Source organism: Flavobacterium anhuiense (assembly GCF_900101855.1).
Classification (GTDB): domain Bacteria; phylum Bacteroidota; class Bacteroidia; order Flavobacteriales; family Flavobacteriaceae; genus Flavobacterium; species Flavobacterium anhuiense.
Map to the genome: position 1 here is coordinate 973,780 of NZ_FMVC01000001.1, position 19,043 is coordinate 992,822.

A 19,043-nucleotide genomic window follows, 5' to 3' on the forward strand; every position below is an offset into this window, starting at 1 on the left:
TTCATTATTGATGGGTAAGGAATTGATTTTTAAGTTGCTAAGAAAAAAACTCAGAATCTTAGCAACTTAGAATCTTAGTATTTTTATTTTAACTCTTGTAATAATTTTGCCGCTACCAATTTAGACGATGCAGGGTTTTGGCCTGTAATCAAAAGTCCGTCGGCAACTGCATAAGGCTGCCAGTTTTCTCCTTTAGAAAAGATCGCTCCATTTGATGATAATGCATCTTCTAGTAAAAACGGAACTACTTTTGTTAAACCAACTGCTTCTTCTTCAGAATTGGTAAATCCGGTAACTTTTTTGCCTTTTACTAAATATTCGCCGTTTACTTTTACGTTTTTCAAAACGGCTGGAGCATGACAAACAAATGCAACAGGTTTTTTGTGTGTATAGAAAGATTCGATTAAAGCGATAGAACTTTTATCTTCAACTAAATCCCAAAGCGGACCATGGCCTCCTGGATAAAATACAGCGTCGTAATCTTTTTGGTTAACGGTTGAAAGTTTTAAAGTGTTTTTTAGTTTTTCCTGTAAAACCTTATCGGCATCAAAACGTTTGGTGTCTTCAGTTGCCGAAGCTGGATCGGCACTTTTTGGATCAATCGGCGGCTGGCCTCCAAGCGGAGAAGCAATTGTGATTTCTACTCCTTGATCTAATAATTCGTAATACGGTGCAGCAAATTCTTCTGACCAGAATCCTGTTTTTTCTCCTGTATTGCCCAGTTTATCATTGCTGGTTACAACAAATAATACTTTTTTCATACTCTTTTTGTTTGATTTTTGAGCTTCAGCTGAAATGCTTACAGCTGTGAATGCAGTTATTGCGAATAGTGCTATTTTTTTCATAAATATTAAATTTTGAACAAATTTACGGCGAATGTGATATCAGTAAAAATAAAATAAACTATGTTTGTTATAAACAAATTTATATCATGGTAAATCTTGAATGGTACAGAACTTTTAAGGCAGTTTACAAAAACGGTAATTTTTCAGTGGCTGCGAAGGAATTATTTATGAGTCAGCCTGCGGTTAGTCAGCAGATCTCTATGTTAGAGGCGCATGTTGGCAATAAATTATTTAACCGAAAATCAAAAGGCGTAGAACCAACCGAATACGCTAAGTTACTGAATAATTTGATTATAGATGCTCTTGACAGGCTCGAAAGTGTCGAAACAAGTTTCAGGGCTAAAGCAGAAGATGCTAATCGATTAATTTCTGTCGGAATCTCAAAACATCTTTTTGACTGTGTTGGCAATCTCTTAATTTCAAAGTTTGATTTAATCGATTTTACTTTTGCAGAAAACGATGAGCTTTTTGCTTTAGTAGATGCTAAAAAACTTGATTTTGCCATTACAACCAAAAGATTTGACACTTTTGATACCACTTATGAAATCGTCGGAAAAATTAAACTGATTCTGGTTGCCCCAACAACTTTGGATATTACTGAATTCCGTCAGAGACTAAAAGGAGATAATTACACCGAAATAGAACAATGGCTGAATGCACAGAAATGGTACAGCCACGATGCGCGCATTCCGCATATAAAACTATTTTGGCTGCATGCTTTCAATAAAAAAAGACCTTCGATGGTTCCAAATTACATTATACCATCAGAATCTGAAATGCTAAGACTTTTAGCCAAAAATGAAGGAGTTGCTGCAACTTGGAATTGCAATGCAAGAAATTATATTAAGGAGAATAAACTGCAGTTAGTTTGGAATAGTTTTCACGTGCCAGAAGAATTTGTGTATTTGTTAGCGCCAAAGAATAATAATGTAAAGTCGTTTTTTGATATTATTGAGAAAGAATTGAAACTGTTTTTTGGTAATAGGTTATAGAATTAGTCTTAAGAAATAGGTGGAAATTCGGACTTTTTAATGCTTTTTTTAGCTTGAAAAAGTCTAACTTTGAGAAAAGTAAATTTCTAAAAGGACAAATTATGAGAAAGATTGTATCGTGTTTAATATTTGGCGTTGTATTTTTTATGGCCAATTCCTGCAGTAAAAGTGACGCAGATGATGTTATAGATTGTTTTGCCGAAGCAATTTATATCAAATTGCATAATTCTACAGATCCTTCTAATCCGAAATTAATGAATTATTCTGTTGAGTATAGTGGTACAGGAACTCTAAGTGGTGTAAAATGGAATTTTGGAGATGGAACTTCGGGTACAGGTGCAACAGTTACTCATACTTATGCCGCAGCTGGTGAATATACGGCTACAGCAGAGGTGACAATTAAAAAAGACGGTTCAGAATGTACATCTAGTCCAAAACGAACTGTGACAATAAACTAGAAATAATAAACGATCATATTTGAGAGCCAATTTTATAATTTAAGCTTTTGCATTAGATTATAAAATTGGCTCTCATTCGTTATATTTGTTTGATAGTTTAGATTATGGAAAAATTACAAAATATTAGAATTGCTGTTGATGCGATTGTTTTTGGATACAAAAACAATGGTTTATATGTGCTTTTGATTGAACAGCAATTTGGCTCTTCCGAAAAATATTGGGCATTACCAGGCGGTCTAGTGCAAAATGATGAATCTTTAAATGATGCTGTAATCCGAGAATTGCATGAAGAAACAAATGTACAGCTCACTTTCATGGAACAATTGTACACTTTTGGAGATGACATTCATAGAGATTCCAGAAACCGTGTTATTTCAGTAGCGTATTATGCTTTAGTAGATGCTTCAAATTTGGAAATTAAAGCAGATACTGATGCCGAAAGAGTGCAATGGTTTAAAATAGATGAGATTCCGTCTTTGGCCTTTGACCATAATTTAATCTTAAAAAAAGGAATAGAGAGGCTCAAAGCCAAATTAACATACGAACCAATTGGTTTCGATTTACTTTCAGAAGAATTTTTGTTTTCAGATCTTGAAAACCTTTACTGCACTATTTTAGAAAAGGAAATTGACCGTCGAAATTTCAGAAAAAAAATACTCAGTTACGGTATTTTAGAAGAAACTGAAAAATTTTCACCTATTAAAACAGGTCGTCCAGCAAAACTTTTTAAGTTCAATAAGTTGAAATATAATGAGTTAATTCAAAAAGGGTTTCACTTTGAAATAAAGTTTGCGTAATTTTTACACAAAATAAATTGTTTGTTCAAAATTAAATTCTACATTTGCGTATAATTAACGCAAACTAAAAAGCTATGATACTAAATCTCGACCCAAAATTCGCTCCGATTCAAAATCAGGAAGAAATCAAATTTCAAAGTTTTACATTTTCTGGAGGTGAACCTCACATTAAAATCGCACCAGATTTTGATGCCAATAGAAAAGTAACCATTACACATAGATTAAATTCATTCAACGATTTAGGTTTATTATGCGTTACTGTTGATGCGTTACGCAGAATGGATGTTAAGATTATCGATCTTTTTATTCCGTATTTTCCAGCTGCGAGACAAGATCGTGTTATGATTCCAGGCGAACCTTTGTCTGTAAAAGTATATGCTGATATTATCAATGCGATGCAATTGAACAAAGTTTTTGTTTTTGATGCACACTCTGAAGTGACCCCCGCTTTATTGAATAACAGTACTGTAATTCCGAATTACACTTTTATAAAAGCAGTTTTAGAAAGCATAGGAAATAATGTAAAACTAATTTCTCCAGATGGTGGCGCTTTAAAGAAAATCTACAAAGTATCTGAGTTTTTAGGAGGTGTTGAGGTTGTAGAATGCAGTAAAAGCCGTGATGTAAAAACAGGAAAACTATCTGGTTTTAAAGTTTACGAAGATGATTTACAAGGAATGGATTGTTTAATTGTTGATGATATCTGCGATGGAGGAGGAACTTTCGTAGGTTTAGCAGAAGAATTGAAAAAGAAAAATGCCGGAAAATTATACTTGGCCGTAAGCCACGGAATCTTTAATAAAGGTTTTGAAGTTTTAAACTGCTTCGACGGAATTTTTACCACAAACTCTTTTAAAGATTTTGAAGGTGAAAGCGTTAAGGTGATCAAGCTGGAAACTTTAGTTTAAATGTTTCAAGTTTTCAGGTTTCAAGTTCTCTGTGTAGCATAAATCTGAAACGCAAAAAAAGCTAACTGTTTCAAGTTGAGCGAAAAACTTTAAACTTGAAACAAAAAACACTAACAAAAATGAAATACAATATAGATAACATAGCTCCAGAAAGTAAATTTTTACTTTTTTGGGGTCATCAGCCAAGTAAAGACGGAACGATCACCAAAACTTGCTTCAGTCAATGGTGGTTAAGTTCTTTTGAAGTGGAAGGTGTGACTTACAAAACATCCGAACATTGGATGATGGCAAAAAAGGCAGAATTATTTAAAGATCAGGAGATTTTAGAAAAGATCATAAAATGTAATTCACCTGCTGAAGCCAAAAAATTAGGCCGTAAAGTGAGAAATTACGATGACAGAATCTGGTTGGAAAACCGATTTGAAATTGTAAAAGAAGGAAACTTTCACAAGTTCAGTCAAAATCCAGATTTGAAAACTTTTCTGTTAAATACAAACGACAGGATTATTGTAGAAGCAAGTCCTGTAGATCCAATTTGGGGAATCGGAATGGCAAGCGATCATACAGATGCTTTAAATCCGGAAAAGTGGAAAGGTTTGAATCTTTTAGGTTTTGCTTTGATGGAGGTTAGGGATGAATTGAGATAAATTTTGAGAAATGAAAATAGAACTTCTAAAAGCAGATATAACAGAAATTGAGGTTGATGCAATTGTCAATGCGGCCAATACTTCTTTATTAGGTGGAGGTGGAGTTGATGGAGCGATTCACAGAAAAGGAGGAAAGGCAATTTTAGAAGCATGTATTCAGATTCGTAATAAGCAAGGTAGTTGTAAAACTGGTGAAGCAGTTATCACAACGGCTGGAAATCTGCCTTCAAAATATGTGATTCATACAGTTGGTCCGGTTTGGAATGGAGATAAAGAAGAAAAATCTAAATTATTAGCTGATTGCTACACGAATAGTTTGAATCTCGCCATTCAACATGGAATTAAATCTATTGCTTTTCCAAATATAAGTACTGGAATTTATCATTTTCCAAAAGATAAGGCAGCAGAAATAGCAGTAAAAACAGTAAAAGATTTTGAAAAATCAGCAGTAATAGAAAAAGTAACATTTGTCTGTTTTGATGATGAAAATTACAAGATTTACAAAAGCCTTTTGTAGATGTTCCGTCGGAACATTTCATAGGTAGAAAAATGCAGATTTGATTGAGTTTACGTTCCGTAGGAACGTTTGATCAACAGAAGAATAATTAAAAATAAACACAATCAAGGTATTGTGTTCTAATAAAATGAAAATAGAATTAAAAAAATATAGCGAGCAAATAAAAGAATGGCCAAAATCAGGTCATCATATAATGGCTCAATACGACGATGAAAAAATAATAGTATATCAGTCGTACAGAAATGAAATAGGCGAGTTTGCTGTTACAAATCAGTTTTTCGGTGGCGCTTTTAGCCTTGATCGAATGACGTGGATTAAACCCAATTTTCTCTGGATGATGTATCGAAACGGTTGGGGAACAAAAGAAGGTCAAGAAGTCGTTTTGGCAATTCACCTCAAAAGAGAAGCATTTGAGGAATACCTTCAAAATGCAGTTTATTCTTCTTATAATGCGGATTTAAAGATGACTTATGAGGAATGGCAAACAGAAGTAAAAACATCTTCAGTGCGTTTACAGTGGGATCCAGATCACGATCCGTATGGAGGGAAATTAGAAAGAAGAGCTATTCAGATTGGTTTAAGAGATGAATTTACAAGATCTTACTCCAAAGAGGATATTTTATTAATCGAAGATATTTCTGATTTTGTAAAAGAACAATATGAATTTGTTCAAAAAAGAGAATTGGAAAAATTATTGATTCCTACTGAAAAGCCTCTTGTTTTTCGAGATGCAGAATTGAATAAAAAATTAAAAATTTCTGGAAATCATGTATGAAAATATAGCAAAGAGCGTCAGTAAGTTTTTAAGCTTGGTGCTCAGACATTCGCCAGAAAAAATCGGATTAAAATTAGACGAAAACGGTTGGGCAGACGTCAATGAATTAATAGAAAAATGTACTAAAAAAGGGAATCGTCTCGACGCCGAACTTTTAGATTATGTAGTAGAAAATAACGATAAAAAGCGTTTTGCTTACAATGAAGATAAAACCAAAATTCGTGCAAGTCAGGGACATTCGATTTCAGTTGAATTGAATTTAGCCGAAACAGAACCTTCGGAATATTTGTATCACGGAACCGTTGGAAAATTCATGGAAAGCATTCAGAAAGAAGGTTTGAAGAAAATGAGACGTCAGCATGTGCATCTTTCTAAAGACAAAGAAACTGCAATCAAAGTAGGGAGCAGAAGAGGAGTTCCGCAGATTTTAACCATTAGAAGCGGTGCTATGCACAGAGATGGGTTCAAATTTTATTTGTCTGAAAACAATGTTTGGTTGACAGATGAAGTTCCAGCAAAGTATATCGAATTTAAATCTTAAATAATCAAACACAACAATCATGATTTTAGAAGCAGCAATAGGCGATGCATACGGTGCAGGATTTGAATTTAGAGATTTAGATTTTATTTCTAAAAACAACAATCTGACTCAGTATGATAAACACGGAATGTATACAGAGATTTATAAAAGATATACTGATGATACTCAAATGGCAATTGCGATTTCGGAATTGCTGCTTGAAGATGATAATTGGAACGAGATTAAAGTAGCAGATAAGTTTGTTGAAGTATTTCACAGAGATAAAAGACGCGGTTATTCAGATCGAGTTTACAATGCTTTGGATGCCAGTAAAAATGGTTCAGATTTTATCAAAATAATTGATAATGGTAGCAGCGGAAATGGCTCTGCGATGAGAGCATATTCAATTGGACATTTAAAAGATATCAAACAAATACTTGAGTTTTGTGAGATTCAGGCGAAAACTTCCCATAATACAGTTGAAGGAATAAGTTGTGCTAAACGTATAGCGTTGGCTGTTCATTATTTCAAGTATAATCTGGGAGATGGATCTACTCTAATAGATTTTCTGAACGCGACTTTAAAAGAAAGTGAAAACTATAGAATTACTTCTCCAATCGATATGCACGGATATCCAACAACACAAGCTGTAATTAAAATGGTTTCCGAAGCTGTTTCTATGAAGGATTGCTAAAAATAGGAATAGGTTATGGCGGAGATACTGATACAGTTGCAGCATTGTCTATGGCAATTTTAAGTCAGAAGCAAAATTGTGAGAAGACGCTGCCATCATTTCTTTACGAAGAATTAGAGAATGATAAATTCGGAAAAGATTTTCTAATAAAATTGGATAAGTCTCTGAATAACAAGTTTAGTTAATCGGGAAAAGAACTTTTTAGTAATCATAAATGTATTTGTTATGCTAAATATTATTAATGAAGGATTGGAAATTTATACGATTGATAATTTTCTCACAGTTGAGGAATGTAATCAACTGATAGAACAAAGTGAACAAATGGGCTTTGAAGAAGCGGAAGTTAATGTTGACGGCGCACAAAAAATGATGAAAATGGTTCGAAATAACGAGCGTATTATGTACGAGGATCATGCGTATGCTTCTTTACTGTGGCAAAAATTAGAACCTTTTATCAAACCTGAAATGGAAAACAGTATAGCTTCGGGCTTAAATGAAATGTTTCGATTTTATAAATACAATCCTAGTCAGCGATTTAAAATGCATCGTGACGGCAGTTTTAAACGAAATGACTCAGAATCTAGCTATTATACTTTCATGATTTATTTGAATGAGGGATATGAAGGTGGAGAAACCAAATTTGCTTCAGGAGAAATTATTACGCCTAGAACAGGAACAGCGCTTATTTTTGAACACAGTCAGCGTCATGAAGGAGCAGCTTTGATTTCGGGAATAAAGTATGTTTTAAGGAGTGATGTTATGTATAAACTGAAAGACAATAACAATTAATGAAAAGAACCCTAGTTTTTGGAGATATTCACGGCGGATTAAAAGCTTTAATTCAGTTATTGGAAAGAACAGATTATTCAGAAAACGACCGATTTATTTTTCTGGGAGATTATGTTGATGGCTGGAGCGAATCTAAACAGTTAATTGATTTTCTTATTGATTTATCTCAAAAACAGGAATGCATTTTTATAAAAGGAAATCATGATGCTTGGTGTCAAGAATGGTTAGAAAATGATGTCATAAATGATATTTGGTTTTTGCATGGAGGAAAATCGACAATAGAAAGTTATCAGAATATTGATTTTTCAGAAAAACAGAAACATCTCGAATTTTTTAATCAAATGAAAGATTATTTCGTAGATGAGCATAACAATCTTTTCATTCACGCTGGTTTTTCATCTATGCATGGTCCAGAAAAAGAACATTACAAAACCAATTATTCGTGGGATAGAACGTTGTGGGAAATGGCTTTGACAATGGACAAAAGAATCCAGAAAGATTCACTTACATATCCAAAACGATTACTGCTTTTTAATGAAATTTATATTGGTCACACACCAACACTTCATTATAATGTCGAAATTCCGATGCAAGGTTGCAATGTCTGGAATATTGATACTGGAGCGGGTTTTTATGGTAAATTAACTTGTCTGGATGTTGAAACGAAAGTTTTTTGGCAAAGTGACGTCGTACGGACATTTTATCCTAATGAAAAAGGAAGAAATAAGTAAAAATGAAAAATAAAATAGAATCAGGTTTGTTTGGATTGGCAGTTGGAGATGCATTAGGAGTTCCAGTTGAATTTAAATCAAGAGCTTATTTAAAACAAAATCCAGTTACTGAAATGTTTGGTTTTGGAACACATCATCAGCCAATTGGAACCTGGAGTGATGATAGCTCACTTGCTTTTTGTCTAGCAGAAAGTTTGTGTACAGATTATGATTTAAATGATATCGCTAAGAATTTTGTGAAGTGGTATTCCGCAGATTTGTGGACACCCCATGGACGAGTTTTTGATATTGGAATAGCGACTACTCATGCGATTCATAATATAGTGAAAGGCCATCAGCCAGATTTATGCGGAGGATTTTCTGAAAGCGATAACGGAAACGGATCTTTAATGCGTATTTTGCCATTAGTTTTTTATCTTCAGAAAGAAAAAGATATTGAAGTTATTTATAAAAAAGTAAAAGAAGTTTCATCAATAACACACGCACATTTCAGATCGGTATTTGCCTGTTTTATTTATGTTGTGTATTGTTTGGAGATTCTAAAAGATAAAGATAAATTCGAAGCTTATAAAGAAATGCAAAATGTTGTTGCAAAATTTCTAGAAAGCAAAGAATTTAATCCGATTGAAATTGGATTGTTTGAAAGGATTTTGAAAAATGATATTGCTGCATATCCAGAAAACGAAATTCATTCCTCGGGTTATGTTCTTCATAGTTTAGAAGCGAGCTTTTGGTGTTTTTTAAATTCCGATTCTTATGAAGAAACTGTTTTGAAAGCCGTTAATTTAGGCGAAGATACTGATACAACAGGCGCGATTGCGGGCGGATTAGCAGGAATTTATTACGAAATTGAAAATATGCCACAAAAATGGATTGACAATTTAGTTCGATCCAATGATATTAAAGATTTAGCAGAACGATTATCACAAAAAATATAAATAGAAAATATATGAACCCACTATTATTAACCGATGGTTACAAAGTTGACCACAGAAGACAATATCCAAACGGAACAACATTAGTATATTCTAACTGGACACCTCGTAAATCTAGAATTGAAGGATTGGATGAGGTTGTATTTTTCGGATTGCAGTATTTCATCAAAAAATATATTATTCATGATTTTGAAGAGTATTTCTTTAAAAAATCAAAAGAAGAAGTTGTTGCAAAGTACGCGCGTAGAATCAATAACTATTTAGGTGAAAACCAAGTTGGAATTAAACATATTGAAGATTTACACAATTTAGGATATATTCCGATGGTCTTTAAAGCTTTGCCAGAAGGTGCAAGCGTTCCGTTGAGAGTGCCAATGTTTACGATGTATAATACAATTCCAGAATTTTTCTGGCTGACGAATTATTTCGAAACTTTGCTTTCTGCAGTGATCTGGCTTCCTTGTAACTCTGCTACAATTGCAAAAGAGTATAGAAAAGTTTTAGATAAATATGCAGATCTGACTTCATCTGTTCCAGAATTTGTAGACTGGCAGGCACACGATTTCTCAATGAGAGGAATGGGCGGAATTGAAGCGGCTTTAACTTCAGCATCTGGACACTTGTTGAGTTTCACAGGTTCTGATACTATTCCAGCGATTGATTTCTTAGAAGAATATTACAAAGCCGATTCAGATCAAGAATTAGTGGCGGGTTCAGTAGCCGCAACAGAGCATTCTGTAATGTGTATGGGAACGACAGAAGGTGAGTATGAAACTTTCAAAAGATTAATTACAGAAGTATATCCAAAAGGAATTGTTTCTATTGTTTCTGATACTTGGGATTTATGGAAAGTTTTAACCGATTATTTGCCAAGATTGAGAGAAGATATTGTTTCAAGAGAAGGTAAAGTTGTAATTCGTCCTGATAGCGGTGATCCAGTTGATATTATCTGCGGAAATCCAAACGGAAAAACAGAACAGGAGAAAAAAGGAGTTATCGAATTGCTTTGGGATGTTTTTGGCGGTACAACAAATGCTAAAGGATTCAAAGAATTGGTTCCACAAATCGGAGCGATTTACGGAGACAGTATTACCGTAGCAAGAGCCACTCAAATTTGCGAAAGATTAAAAGAAAAAGGATTTGCTTCTACAAATGTTGTTCTTGGAATTGGATCTTTCACTTATCAATACAACACTAGAGATACTTTCGGATTTGCAATGAAAGCGACTTACGGAGAAGTAAACGTAGAGGGAAGAGCAATCTTCAAAGATCCAATTACAGATGACGGAACGAAAAAATCAGCTAAAGGATTAATGAAAATTGATTTAATTGACGGAAAGTATCACTTAACTGATAATGTTTCTTGGGAAGAAGAAAAACAGGGTGAATTGAAAGAAGTTTTTAGAGATGGAAAACTTTTGGTTGATCAATCGCTAAGTGAAATTAGAGCAAGAGTAAGTGCAGATATAATGATTGATGCGTAATATAAATTTGAGTTATAAAAACAGATTAATAACATCTTAAAAGAATAAACTATGAAAATAACAACACTTATTGCTTTAGTCGGATGCTGTTTTATAACCAATAATGTTATTTCGCAGGTATCAAATAAATCAAAAAAAATGGCAAACAAAGAGAATTATCCTAAAGCATTGGTTGATTATGATGATTTTAAAAATCTTGTCGTAAATTTAGAAAAGAACCGTGCTGAACGTTTGGTTAGTTTAGATGTTTTTTTGGAAATGGCAAAAGGCGAGAATACGGTTATCTTAGACACACGTTCTGATTTCCGTTTTAACAGAAAGCATCTTAAAGGAGCCATTCATCTAGATTTTACCGATTTCACACAGGAGAATCTTTTAAAGTTAATTCCTGATACCAATACAAAAATATTGATTTACTGCAATAATAATTTTAATGGAGATCCGATAGATTTTGCTTCTAAAATGGCTAAACCTGCCGCTTCTCTAGAAACACAAATATTATCCAATAGAAAACCAGTTATGTTGGCGCTAAACATTCCGACGCATATCAATCTTTACGGATACGGTTATAAGAATATTTATGAACTAGATGAATTGGTAAATGTAAATGATCCTAGAGTAAAGTTTGAGGGAACTGAAGTGAAATAACTCTAACCGCTGAATAAAATGAAAGCCTGAATGTAAGTTCAGGCTTTTTTTACTTCTTATAAAAATTATTATGATCGATATATTCCCAAACCTTTGGAGGTAATAACGGCTGAATATTTTTACCTTCTTTAATGCTGTTTCTGATAAAAGTAGAAGAAATTTCTACAATTGGGGCATCAATTACATGAATTTTGGGATGCGATTTTAATTCGACATTTTCAGGTTCATCAGAAATTGCTTCGCCTGTTCGTCCCTTGGCCTCGAGTCTTGGATATACATAGATATCATGATTTTCAAGAATCACTTCATAATTTCTCCATTTGTGAAGCGTTTTCAAATTGTCTTCGCCCATAATTAAAGAAAATTCATGATTTGGATATTTCTCTTGTAAATGAGCGAGTGTAATCACCGTATAGCTTGGCTGAGGCAATTTAAATTCAATATCCGATGGTTTTATTTTCGGATAATCTTCTGTTGCCAGATAAACCATTTGAAGTCGTTGCTGGTCGTCTAATAAAGTCGCTTTCTTTTTTAACGGATTATGTGGCGTAACAACCATCCAAATCTGATCTAAATCGGCAAACTCAGCCATATGATTAGCAATGATCAAATGACCAACATGTATAGGGTTATATGTTCCGAAGTAAAGACCTATTTTCATTTTGTATAGTTTCGCAGAGAGTCGCTAAGATAGCACAAAGATTCGCAAAGTTTAAAAACCTTTTGCGAATCTCCGTGTTTGTCTTTGCGAATCTTTGCGTAATAAAATTACTTATTTACGAACTCTTTCACTAATTGATATGCTTCTTCTTTAGCAGTATCTAAATCGTAGTTTTTAATAATGGTGTCAAATTGAGGAGCAGTTGCCAATTCAACCGAAGCTTTTGCAATACGCATATTAATTTTGTCTTCACTTTCTGTAGAACGTTGTTTTAATCGGCGTTTTAATTCGTCAACACTTGGAGGTTTAACAAAAACAGCTAAAGTTTCTTCTGGAAATTTATGTTTAATGCGAAGACCGCCAACCACGTCAATGTCAAAAATGACATTTTTTCCCAAAGCCCAGATTCTTTCAATCTCCGATTTTAAAGTGCCATAGAAGTTGTCGCGGTAAACTTCTTCCCATTCTAAGAAATCCTCAGCTTTAATGTGCTTTTTGAATTCTTCTAGCGAAATGAAATAATAATCCTTTCCGTGTACTTCTTCACCGCGTGGTGCACGCGATGCTGCCGAAATCGAAAATTCAAGATTTAAATCTTCTTGTCCTAATAAATGTTTTACGATAGTTGTTTTTCCTGAGCCTGAGGGTGCCGAAAAAACAATTAATTTTCCTTTGTTCATTGTGTATGCTTTAAGCTTTAGGCAGAAGGCCTTAGGCTTTAATTGATTTTGTTTTTAGCTTATTGCTTATAGCTTAAGCTTATGGGTTTTACAGAACATTCAATACTTGCTCCTTGATTTTCTCTAATTCATCTTTCATCATCACGACCAATTTCTGCATTTGAGCATGATTCGATTTAGAACCCATGGTATTGATTTCACGACCCATTTCCTGAGTGATAAAACCAAGTTTTCTTCCGTTGGCTTCAGAACCATTTAAAGTTTCCAAAAAGTAATCTAAATGATTTCCTAAACGTACTTTCTCTTCTGTAATATCTAATTTTTCTAAATAATAGATTAATTCCTGCTCAAAACGATTTTCATCAACATTAACTTGCAATTCTGAAATTGCAGTTTGCAAACGATCTTTTATAGCTTGTATACGCTCTGGATCAAGTGCCAATGTATCATTCATATATTGGCGAATGTTTCCAATTCGGAAATTGAATTCTTTTTCAAGTGCTTCTCCTTCATCTTTTCTGAAATTTAAGATGTTTTGAAGTGCTTCGTCAATAATTACCTGAATTTGCTCCCAATCATTTTCATCAATTTCTTCGCGTTCTGTTTTTAATGTATCTGGCATACGAACAGCCATTTTCATTAATTCAGTTTCGTCAGCATCGGGATTTACTTCTTTTAATTGTGCGATATAATTTTTTACAACAGGTACATTTACTTTGGTTGAAGTCTGCTCTGCAGTGCTTTCTACATAAATTGCAAAATCAATTTTACCTCTTTCCAGTTTGGTCGAAATGAGAGTTCGTAAACCAAGTTCCAATTCGCGGTAAACTGATGGCATTCTTACATTCAAATCTAAACCTTTACTGTTTAGGGATTTTACTTCAACGGTAATTTTTTTTGTAGGCAATTGCAAAGAAGCTTTGCCAAACCCTGTCATAGATTGTATCATATAATTGAGTATAAAGGCGCAAAGATAAATAAAAGTTTGCTCTATTTGGTTGGAAATTAGTGTTCAGTCACAGTTTTCAGTTTAACAGAAAAGAAAATAGCTTTTTAGCTCAAAGCATTTATCACTTCGGCTACATTTTTTTGGCTATTGCCGATGTAAATTTTACCATCTATAATAAAAACGGGACGGCTTAAGAAAGTGTAATGTTCCAAAATGTATTTTTTGAAATCGGCTTCTGTTAAAGATTGATCTTTGAGTCCCATTGACTTGTATAACTGTGCTTTTTTGCTAAATAATGCTTCGTAGCTTCCAGAAAGTTTGTGCATTTCTTCCAATTGTTCTTCAGTAATTGGATCTTGTTTAATATCTTGAAAAACTAAATTGTTTTCAGGTAAACTTTTGATGATTTTTCTGCAGGTATCACAAGACGATAAATAATATATTTTGTTCATTTTTTTATGGATTTGTTAGAATGCAAAGAAAATCCATTTGAAACTTAAAAATGACTAATTTTAGAAAAAAAATAAAATTATGAGTTCAGTTTTTGATGTACAAAAAACAATAAGAGAAGTTCTTTTGAAAATTTTAGATAATCATTCATTAGAGCAATTAAACAAAATTCCAGATGGTTTCAGCAATAATATTATTTGGAATATTGGCCATTGCGTTTCTTCACAGCAGCTTTTGGTTTATAAATTATCTGGTCTTCCAACAATGGTTTCTGAAGAGTTCATTAATAAATACAGAAAAGGAACCAAACCAGAAGGAGATGTTTCTCAAGCTGAGGTTGATGAGATCAGAATCTTGCTTTCAACAACATTAGAAAAAACGAAGAATGATTTTGAAAGCGGTTTATTTGTTGATTATCATGAATACACTACAAGTATGGGATTTACACTTCGTCATATTCAAGGTGCTTTAGATTTTAATAATTATCATGAAGGACTTCATACTGGAGTTGTAATGGCACTAAGAAAATTAGTTTAAAAAAAATATCCCGCTTTAAGCGGGATATTTTTTTATTCGATTATGGTTTCGATGGTAACCTTCATTGCTCCGGCACCTTTATTTTTTGTAATATCCATAAAAGCTCTTTTAGACAGATCAATTTCGCGAGTTTTGACAAATGGACCACGATCGGTAATTTTTACTATTACAAATTTACCATTGGCTTCATTTGTTACTTTTACTCTAGTTCCAAAAGGAAGTTTTTTGTGAGCAGCAGTATAATTGTTGTTGTTAAATCGACTTCCGTTAGCAGTCCTTTTTCCATTAAAACGATCTGCATAGTAGGAGGCATGAGCGTTTTTTTTGTATGGTCTAAGTTTTAAACCTTTGTCTGTAAAAACTGAGTCCGGCAAAGGAACAATAACAGGTTTTACATTCTTAACAGTATCTTGAATAATTTTAGGTTCTGTTGTAGGTTTGGTCTGGCTTATCATGTAAGTAAAGCCGCTAATTAGGGTTAAAGCGATTGTGGCGAATAAAATGTTTGTTTTATTTCTCATGGGTTATTTTTTTTCAGACTTGGGGGGAGTTTGTACAAATAATATGCCGAGATAAAAAAAGCCCTGATAAAGGGCTTTTATTTGGTATTTTTTAGAACCAAAGGTTCCACGGAATTCTACTTAAAATAAGCAATAATCCTAATGTGTAAAAAATAGCAAAGGTTTTAAATTTAGCTTCGCTATTAGCTAATTTTTTATGTTTAGACCATCCGATAGTAATTAGGATGATAGCAATAATATTAATTAGAGGGTGCTCTAATGAAGTTAATCTTAATTCTGCATTAGACATTTGTCCGAAAGCGTCTTTTCCAAGAGGAGAGACAAAATATAAGATTAAACCAATCAATAATTGAGTGTGTGTACCAATTAAAGCAAATAAAGCGATTTTACGATCTTTAGCTGTAAACTCTTTTTTTGAAGTTACTCCAATGATGGCATTAACCACTGCAACAACTAAAAGAAGTAATGCTAAGTATGCCCAGCCAGAGTGGAATTTTTGTAGAAAATTATACATAAACTGTGTTTTTTGTTCAAAACAAATATAACAAAAAAGGCTATAAAAAAACGGCATTAAACTTAAAAGTCAATGCCGTTTTTATTATTTATTTAGATTCTAAATTTTAGAAATCGTAACGTAGTGCGAAGTTCCAAGTTCTACCAAAACCAAAGTATACTTGGTTTGTAGTAGCAATGCCTTTGTATGTTGGAACCGTAGGAACATCAGCAGCAAAAATATTTGTTTTTGCTTCAGCAATGTAAGTGTAATCAAAAACGTTGTTTACGTTTAATCTGAAACCTACAGAGTTGCTTTTGTTTTTACCTACTAACAATTTGTATGATAAACCAGCATCAGCAGTTCCGTAAGAAGGCAATTGTAATGCTCCTCTGTTATCTTCTTTAGTGAAGTTTCCTGGAGAGATAGCAGCATACAATTTGTCCACATAGTTGTAGTTTGCATCAATAGTGAAGCGAGGTAAAATTTCGTAAGTTGCTCCTAAAGCAGCAGTTGTTTGAGCAGCGTCTCCAACTCTTACACCGTCAAGGTATAATGTGGTAGGAGTTCCTCCACCAATAGGATTGTTTCCAGAATCGTAACGGTTACTTGTACTTGTTCCGTCATATTGCCAATCTCCAATAGATAACATTCCAGTTATAGTAAGATTGTCAAGTACTTTTGCAGTAGCATCAATTTCGATACCTGAGTGGATTTCTGTAATTCCAGCGAAATCATAGTAACCTCCAGGGTTATCAGTAGCTCCGTCAGATTGTCTTTGGTATCTGTCTTTCCAAGAAGTACGGTATAAGTTTAAGTTTGCAGAGAATTTGCTTGTACGTAAACCGTAACCAGCTTCAATACCGAAGATTTTTTCGTTTGTTAAGTTACCATTTACAATTGAAGCATTGTTTGGGTAAACTGCATTAAAAAATGGTTGTTTTGAATAATATCCTGAGTTAACAAAAACATTGTGGTGCTCATTGATGTTGTAGTTAACACCACCTTTTACGTTACCACCTAAGATGTTTTCGTAATCTGTACTAGATAATGGGTTTGAAGAAAGGTATTTGAAATAATCAACTCTCTTAAATCCTTGTTGAGAAAGTGCACCTTGTACGAATGCAGTAAATTTGTCTGAAGTATACTCTAATTGAGTAAATCCACCGTACCATCTTACATCACCATCATTGTTGAAGTTGATTTTCTCTTCTTTGTCAGTGTCTTTAAATACATTCCAAGGAGCGTAAGTAGAGTATGTACTGTATAAAGTTCTATTAGGATTGTTAACATCAAAATTATCAATGTATGAATCTGCTCCTAATAAGTTGTTTACGTTTTGGTAGTGAAGACCTTTGTATCCTCTAACATCAATTCCAAGATCCCAAGTTAAGTTATCAGAGAATTTTTTGTTGAAGTTAACAATCGCTCCATACCAGTTGTGAGAGTTAACAGATGAAATTTGAGAAATACCAGTTGTAGAGTTTGTTAAACTTCCTGTAGAAGAACTATTTTGGAATTCTCCAGTTGTACCGTTAGTTGTACGAGTGTAATTAGTTCCGTTGATGTTTACAGTTTGTCCAGAGTTATAAGCAACAATTTTGTCAAAATCAACTAAACCGTCTGCAGTTCTGAATGCGTTATTAGCGTAGTTAAAACCTCTAATACCTCCAGCTCCTCTAGAACCTCCTCCACGTCCGAAAGAAGCGTAAGCTACAGTAGATAATTTTGAAGTTTCGTTAATTTGGAAATCATAGTTCAACGAAACAACTGGTTTGTGGTAGTAGTTTCTTGTCATGTTGAAAGCTTGACCATCTTTATAACCCCAGTCAGAGTTATATTTAATGTTTGGATCAGATTCTGTACCGTATTTTTGATACTGCGCTATTGTGATAAATGTATTTCTTTGGTCGTGCCATTGTGGAGCACCAGTAACTGTAAATTGGAAATCGTGTTTGTTGTTTTTTGTAGTATAACCAAGAGCTACGTAGTAATTGTCTCCGTTAAATTGAGTTCCGTCAACATATCCGTCACCTTGAGAGTGGCTGTATAAAACAGAAGCAGAGAAACCGCTATCTAATTTTCCAGTGTTGTAAGCAACATTAGATTTGAAGAAATTGTCATTACCAAAAGAAGTACCAACTGTACCACCTTGTTTCAAATCTGAAGATTTAGTTACGTAGTTCATAGTACCCCCAACAGAAGCAATAGCTAATTTTGAAGATCCTAAACCTCTTTGTACTTGAATGAAAGAAGTAACGTCAGATAAACCAGCCCAGTTACTCCAGTAAACAGAACCATTTTCCATGTCGTTAACTGGCATACCGTTAACCATTACCGCTACGTTGTTTTGGCTAAATCCACGAACCGTAATTCTTGAATCTCCAAATCCACCGCCAGATTTAGTTACGTAAACAGATGGAGTACTTTTTAGCATTTCAGGAAGTTCTTGGTTTCCTAATTTTGCCTGAATTTCAGCTGCTTTAATTGTAGAAACGGCAACAGGAGTTTTTCTGTCTTTTGCAATATCTACTGTTGTACTTTTAACTACAATCTCGCTCAATTCGTTTGAGTTAGAAACCAAAGTGATAGTTCCTAAGTTTGTAGTTGCACCATTTGCTACTGTAAATTTTACAGTTTGGTTGTCATAACCTAAAAAAGAGATTACAATCTCTCCTGTGCTTGATGGCGATGTAAGTGTAAATTTACCATCAAAATCTGTTGAAGTTGCTATAGTAGATCCTTTGATCACTACATTTGCTCCTGGTAACCCGCCTGTTCCGTCGGTAATTTTACCAGTAACTTTTCCTTGAGAAAATACGGTCGAAACTATCATAAAAAATAGTCCAGTCAGTAACCAATTTTTCATTTTCTTCATTTTGTTATTGAGTTTATTGTTTTTGGCAAAATTATAACAAATAACTCAGATAATGTTATCGAAATGTTAAGAAAAAACAGTTTTGTCTTTTGTGCTGCGTATTAAAATGAATTTTTCTTTTTTGTTTAAAAAAA

General features: G+C 33.7%; 23 protein-coding genes. 15 read left to right on the forward strand and 8 right to left on the reverse strand.

Translation table 11 applies throughout. The annotated features are described in order from the left end of the window. Nucleotides 1-83: 83 nt before the first annotated feature. Nucleotides 84-845, reverse strand: a complete 762-nt coding sequence (locus BLP44_RS04120; RefSeq protein WP_066033329.1) for a type 1 glutamine amidotransferase domain-containing protein — start codon at nt 843-845, stop codon at nt 84-86. Between the two features lie 86 nt (nt 846-931). Between BLP44_RS04120 and BLP44_RS04125 the strand changes: the two genes are divergently transcribed. From BLP44_RS04125 to BLP44_RS04190, 14 genes are all read left to right on the forward strand, one after another. Continuing rightward, nucleotides 932-1,837 carry a LysR family transcriptional regulator gene (locus BLP44_RS04125; RefSeq protein WP_008465387.1) on the forward strand — a complete coding sequence of 302 codons (906 nt, stop codon included), beginning with the start codon at nt 932-934 and terminating at the stop codon, nt 1,835-1,837. 101 nt (nt 1,838-1,938) lie between these two features. Next, entirely contained in the window at nt 1,939-2,295 is a 357-nt protein-coding gene (locus tag BLP44_RS04130; protein ID WP_091129611.1) for a PKD domain-containing protein, read from the forward strand. Between the two features lie 104 nt (nt 2,296-2,399). Continuing rightward, nucleotides 2,400-3,092, forward strand: a complete 693-nt coding sequence (locus tag BLP44_RS04135; RefSeq protein ID WP_091129615.1) for an NUDIX hydrolase — start codon at nt 2,400-2,402, stop codon at nt 3,090-3,092. A gap of 74 nt (nt 3,093-3,166) precedes the next feature. Further along, nucleotides 3,167-4,000, forward strand: coding sequence for a ribose-phosphate diphosphokinase (prs, locus tag BLP44_RS04140; RefSeq protein ID WP_091129619.1), 834 nt, complete (start codon nt 3,167-3,169; stop codon nt 3,998-4,000). Nucleotides 4,001-4,119: 119 nt separating this feature from the next. Then, nucleotides 4,120-4,647, forward strand: a complete 528-nt coding sequence (locus BLP44_RS04145) for an NADAR family protein (RefSeq protein ID WP_066033333.1) — start codon at nt 4,120-4,122, stop codon at nt 4,645-4,647. Nucleotides 4,648-4,657: 10 nt separating this feature from the next. Further along, nucleotides 4,658-5,164, forward strand: a complete 507-nt coding sequence (locus BLP44_RS04150) for an O-acetyl-ADP-ribose deacetylase (RefSeq protein WP_066033334.1) — start codon at nt 4,658-4,660, stop codon at nt 5,162-5,164. A gap of 127 nt (nt 5,165-5,291) precedes the next feature. After that, entirely contained in the window at nt 5,292-5,939 is a 648-nt protein-coding gene (locus BLP44_RS04155; protein WP_066033335.1) for a DUF4291 domain-containing protein, read from the forward strand. Next, on the forward strand, nt 5,932-6,480 hold the full coding sequence (locus BLP44_RS04160; protein ID WP_091129623.1) for an RNA 2'-phosphotransferase: 549 nt from the start codon (nt 5,932-5,934) through the stop codon (nt 6,478-6,480). Before BLP44_RS04155 ends, BLP44_RS04160 begins: the two co-directional genes overlap by 8 nt. 19 nt (nt 6,481-6,499) lie before the next feature. Beyond that, the gene (locus BLP44_RS04165; protein WP_240628163.1) at nt 6,500-7,153 is read left to right on the forward strand and encodes an ADP-ribosylglycohydrolase family protein; all 654 of its coding nucleotides are present in this window, start codon (nt 6,500-6,502) and stop codon (nt 7,151-7,153) included. Between the two features lie 225 nt (nt 7,154-7,378). Then, the gene (locus tag BLP44_RS04170) at nt 7,379-7,942 is read left to right on the forward strand and encodes a 2OG-Fe(II) oxygenase (protein ID WP_091129627.1); all 564 of its coding nucleotides are present in this window, start codon (nt 7,379-7,381) and stop codon (nt 7,940-7,942) included. Beyond that, nucleotides 7,942-8,673, forward strand: coding sequence for a metallophosphoesterase family protein (locus BLP44_RS04175; protein WP_091129631.1), 732 nt, complete (start codon nt 7,942-7,944; stop codon nt 8,671-8,673). Before BLP44_RS04170 ends, BLP44_RS04175 begins: the two co-directional genes overlap by 1 nt. 2 nt (nt 8,674-8,675) lie before the next feature. Further along, nucleotides 8,676-9,611, forward strand: coding sequence for an ADP-ribosylglycohydrolase family protein (locus BLP44_RS04180; RefSeq protein ID WP_091129635.1), 936 nt, complete (start codon nt 8,676-8,678; stop codon nt 9,609-9,611). Between the two features lie 11 nt (nt 9,612-9,622). Then, entirely contained in the window at nt 9,623-11,092 is a 1,470-nt protein-coding gene (locus tag BLP44_RS04185) for a nicotinate phosphoribosyltransferase (protein ID WP_091129638.1), read from the forward strand. Between the two features lie 51 nt (nt 11,093-11,143). Next, nucleotides 11,144-11,740: a rhodanese-like domain-containing protein gene (locus tag BLP44_RS04190; RefSeq protein WP_091129642.1), complete on the forward strand. Its 597-nt coding sequence runs from the start codon at nt 11,144-11,146 to the stop codon at nt 11,738-11,740. Between the two features lie 49 nt (nt 11,741-11,789). Here the strand turns inward: BLP44_RS04190 and nadD are convergent, their stop codons facing one another. From nadD to BLP44_RS04210, 4 genes are all read right to left on the reverse strand, one after another. Beyond that, on the reverse strand, nt 11,790-12,401 hold the full coding sequence (nadD, locus tag BLP44_RS04195; protein WP_091129646.1) for a nicotinate (nicotinamide) nucleotide adenylyltransferase: 612 nt from the start codon (nt 12,399-12,401) through the stop codon (nt 11,790-11,792). Nucleotides 12,402-12,508: 107 nt separating this feature from the next. Beyond that, nucleotides 12,509-13,081 carry a guanylate kinase gene (gmk, locus tag BLP44_RS04200; protein ID WP_008465369.1) on the reverse strand — a complete coding sequence of 191 codons (573 nt, stop codon included), beginning with the start codon at nt 13,079-13,081 and terminating at the stop codon, nt 12,509-12,511. Between the two features lie 88 nt (nt 13,082-13,169). Then, nucleotides 13,170-14,030, reverse strand: a complete 861-nt coding sequence (locus BLP44_RS04205; RefSeq protein WP_008465368.1) for a YicC/YloC family endoribonuclease — start codon at nt 14,028-14,030, stop codon at nt 13,170-13,172. A gap of 104 nt (nt 14,031-14,134) precedes the next feature. Further along, nucleotides 14,135-14,482: an arsenate reductase family protein gene (locus BLP44_RS04210; RefSeq protein ID WP_091129650.1), complete on the reverse strand. Its 348-nt coding sequence runs from the start codon at nt 14,480-14,482 to the stop codon at nt 14,135-14,137. Nucleotides 14,483-14,561: 79 nt separating this feature from the next. On the opposite strand from BLP44_RS04210, the gene BLP44_RS04215 reads away from it, so the two are divergent. Beyond that, complete coding sequence (locus tag BLP44_RS04215) at nt 14,562-15,017, forward strand: DinB family protein (RefSeq protein WP_066033343.1); 456 nt, start codon at nt 14,562-14,564, stop codon at nt 15,015-15,017. A 32-nt stretch (nt 15,018-15,049) separates the two neighbouring features. Here the strand turns inward: BLP44_RS04215 and BLP44_RS04220 are convergent, their stop codons facing one another. The 3 genes from BLP44_RS04220 to BLP44_RS04230 form a co-directional block, all read right to left on the reverse strand. Further along, nucleotides 15,050-15,538, reverse strand: coding sequence for a septal ring lytic transglycosylase RlpA family protein (locus BLP44_RS04220; protein ID WP_066033344.1), 489 nt, complete (start codon nt 15,536-15,538; stop codon nt 15,050-15,052). Nucleotides 15,539-15,629: 91 nt separating this feature from the next. After that, on the reverse strand, nt 15,630-16,052 hold the full coding sequence (locus BLP44_RS04225; protein ID WP_091129653.1) for a hypothetical protein: 423 nt from the start codon (nt 16,050-16,052) through the stop codon (nt 15,630-15,632). A gap of 106 nt (nt 16,053-16,158) precedes the next feature. Then, nucleotides 16,159-18,909 (reverse strand): TonB-dependent receptor, encoded by a 2,751-nt coding sequence (locus BLP44_RS04230; RefSeq protein ID WP_091129656.1) that lies wholly within the window; start codon nt 18,907-18,909, stop codon nt 16,159-16,161. Nucleotides 18,910-19,043: the final 134 nt, after the last annotated feature.

Coding starts and splice junctions, on each gene's coding strand:
- BLP44_RS04120 (WP_066033329.1), bottom strand. CDS start 845: ATGAAAAAAATAGCACTATTCGCAATAACTGCATTCACAGCTGTAAGC.
- BLP44_RS04225 (WP_091129653.1), bottom strand. CDS start 16,052: ATGTATAATTTTCTACAAAAATTCCACTCTGGCTGGGCATACTTAGCA.
- BLP44_RS04205 (WP_008465368.1), bottom strand. CDS start 14,030: ATGATACAATCTATGACAGGGTTTGGCAAAGCTTCTTTGCAATTGCCT.
- BLP44_RS04150 (WP_066033334.1), top strand. CDS start 4,658: ATGAAAATAGAACTTCTAAAAGCAGATATAACAGAAATTGAGGTTGAT.
- BLP44_RS04210 (WP_091129650.1), bottom strand. CDS start 14,482: ATGAACAAAATATATTATTTATCGTCTTGTGATACCTGCAGAAAAATC.
- BLP44_RS04145 (WP_066033333.1), top strand. CDS start 4,120: ATGAAATACAATATAGATAACATAGCTCCAGAAAGTAAATTTTTACTT.
- BLP44_RS04135 (WP_091129615.1), top strand. CDS start 2,400: ATGGAAAAATTACAAAATATTAGAATTGCTGTTGATGCGATTGTTTTT.
- BLP44_RS04220 (WP_066033344.1), bottom strand. CDS start 15,538: ATGAGAAATAAAACAAACATTTTATTCGCCACAATCGCTTTAACCCTA.
- BLP44_RS04125 (WP_008465387.1), top strand. CDS start 932: ATGGTAAATCTTGAATGGTACAGAACTTTTAAGGCAGTTTACAAAAAC.
- BLP44_RS04155 (WP_066033335.1), top strand. CDS start 5,292: ATGAAAATAGAATTAAAAAAATATAGCGAGCAAATAAAAGAATGGCCA.
- BLP44_RS04175 (WP_091129631.1), top strand. CDS start 7,942: ATGAAAAGAACCCTAGTTTTTGGAGATATTCACGGCGGATTAAAAGCT.
- BLP44_RS04130 (WP_091129611.1), top strand. CDS start 1,939: ATGAGAAAGATTGTATCGTGTTTAATATTTGGCGTTGTATTTTTTATG.
- BLP44_RS04165 (WP_240628163.1), top strand. CDS start 6,500: ATGATTTTAGAAGCAGCAATAGGCGATGCATACGGTGCAGGATTTGAA.
- BLP44_RS04170 (WP_091129627.1), top strand. CDS start 7,379: ATGCTAAATATTATTAATGAAGGATTGGAAATTTATACGATTGATAAT.
- BLP44_RS04180 (WP_091129635.1), top strand. CDS start 8,676: ATGAAAAATAAAATAGAATCAGGTTTGTTTGGATTGGCAGTTGGAGAT.
- prs (WP_091129619.1), top strand. CDS start 3,167: ATGATACTAAATCTCGACCCAAAATTCGCTCCGATTCAAAATCAGGAA.
- BLP44_RS04230 (WP_091129656.1), bottom strand. CDS start 18,909: ATGAAGAAAATGAAAAATTGGTTACTGACTGGACTATTTTTTATGATA.
- BLP44_RS04190 (WP_091129642.1), top strand. CDS start 11,144: ATGAAAATAACAACACTTATTGCTTTAGTCGGATGCTGTTTTATAACC.
- BLP44_RS04215 (WP_066033343.1), top strand. CDS start 14,562: ATGAGTTCAGTTTTTGATGTACAAAAAACAATAAGAGAAGTTCTTTTG.
- nadD (WP_091129646.1), bottom strand. CDS start 12,401: ATGAAAATAGGTCTTTACTTCGGAACATATAACCCTATACATGTTGGT.
- BLP44_RS04185 (WP_091129638.1), top strand. CDS start 9,623: ATGAACCCACTATTATTAACCGATGGTTACAAAGTTGACCACAGAAGA.
- BLP44_RS04160 (WP_091129623.1), top strand. CDS start 5,932: ATGTATGAAAATATAGCAAAGAGCGTCAGTAAGTTTTTAAGCTTGGTG.
- gmk (WP_008465369.1), bottom strand. CDS start 13,081: ATGAACAAAGGAAAATTAATTGTTTTTTCGGCACCCTCAGGCTCAGGA.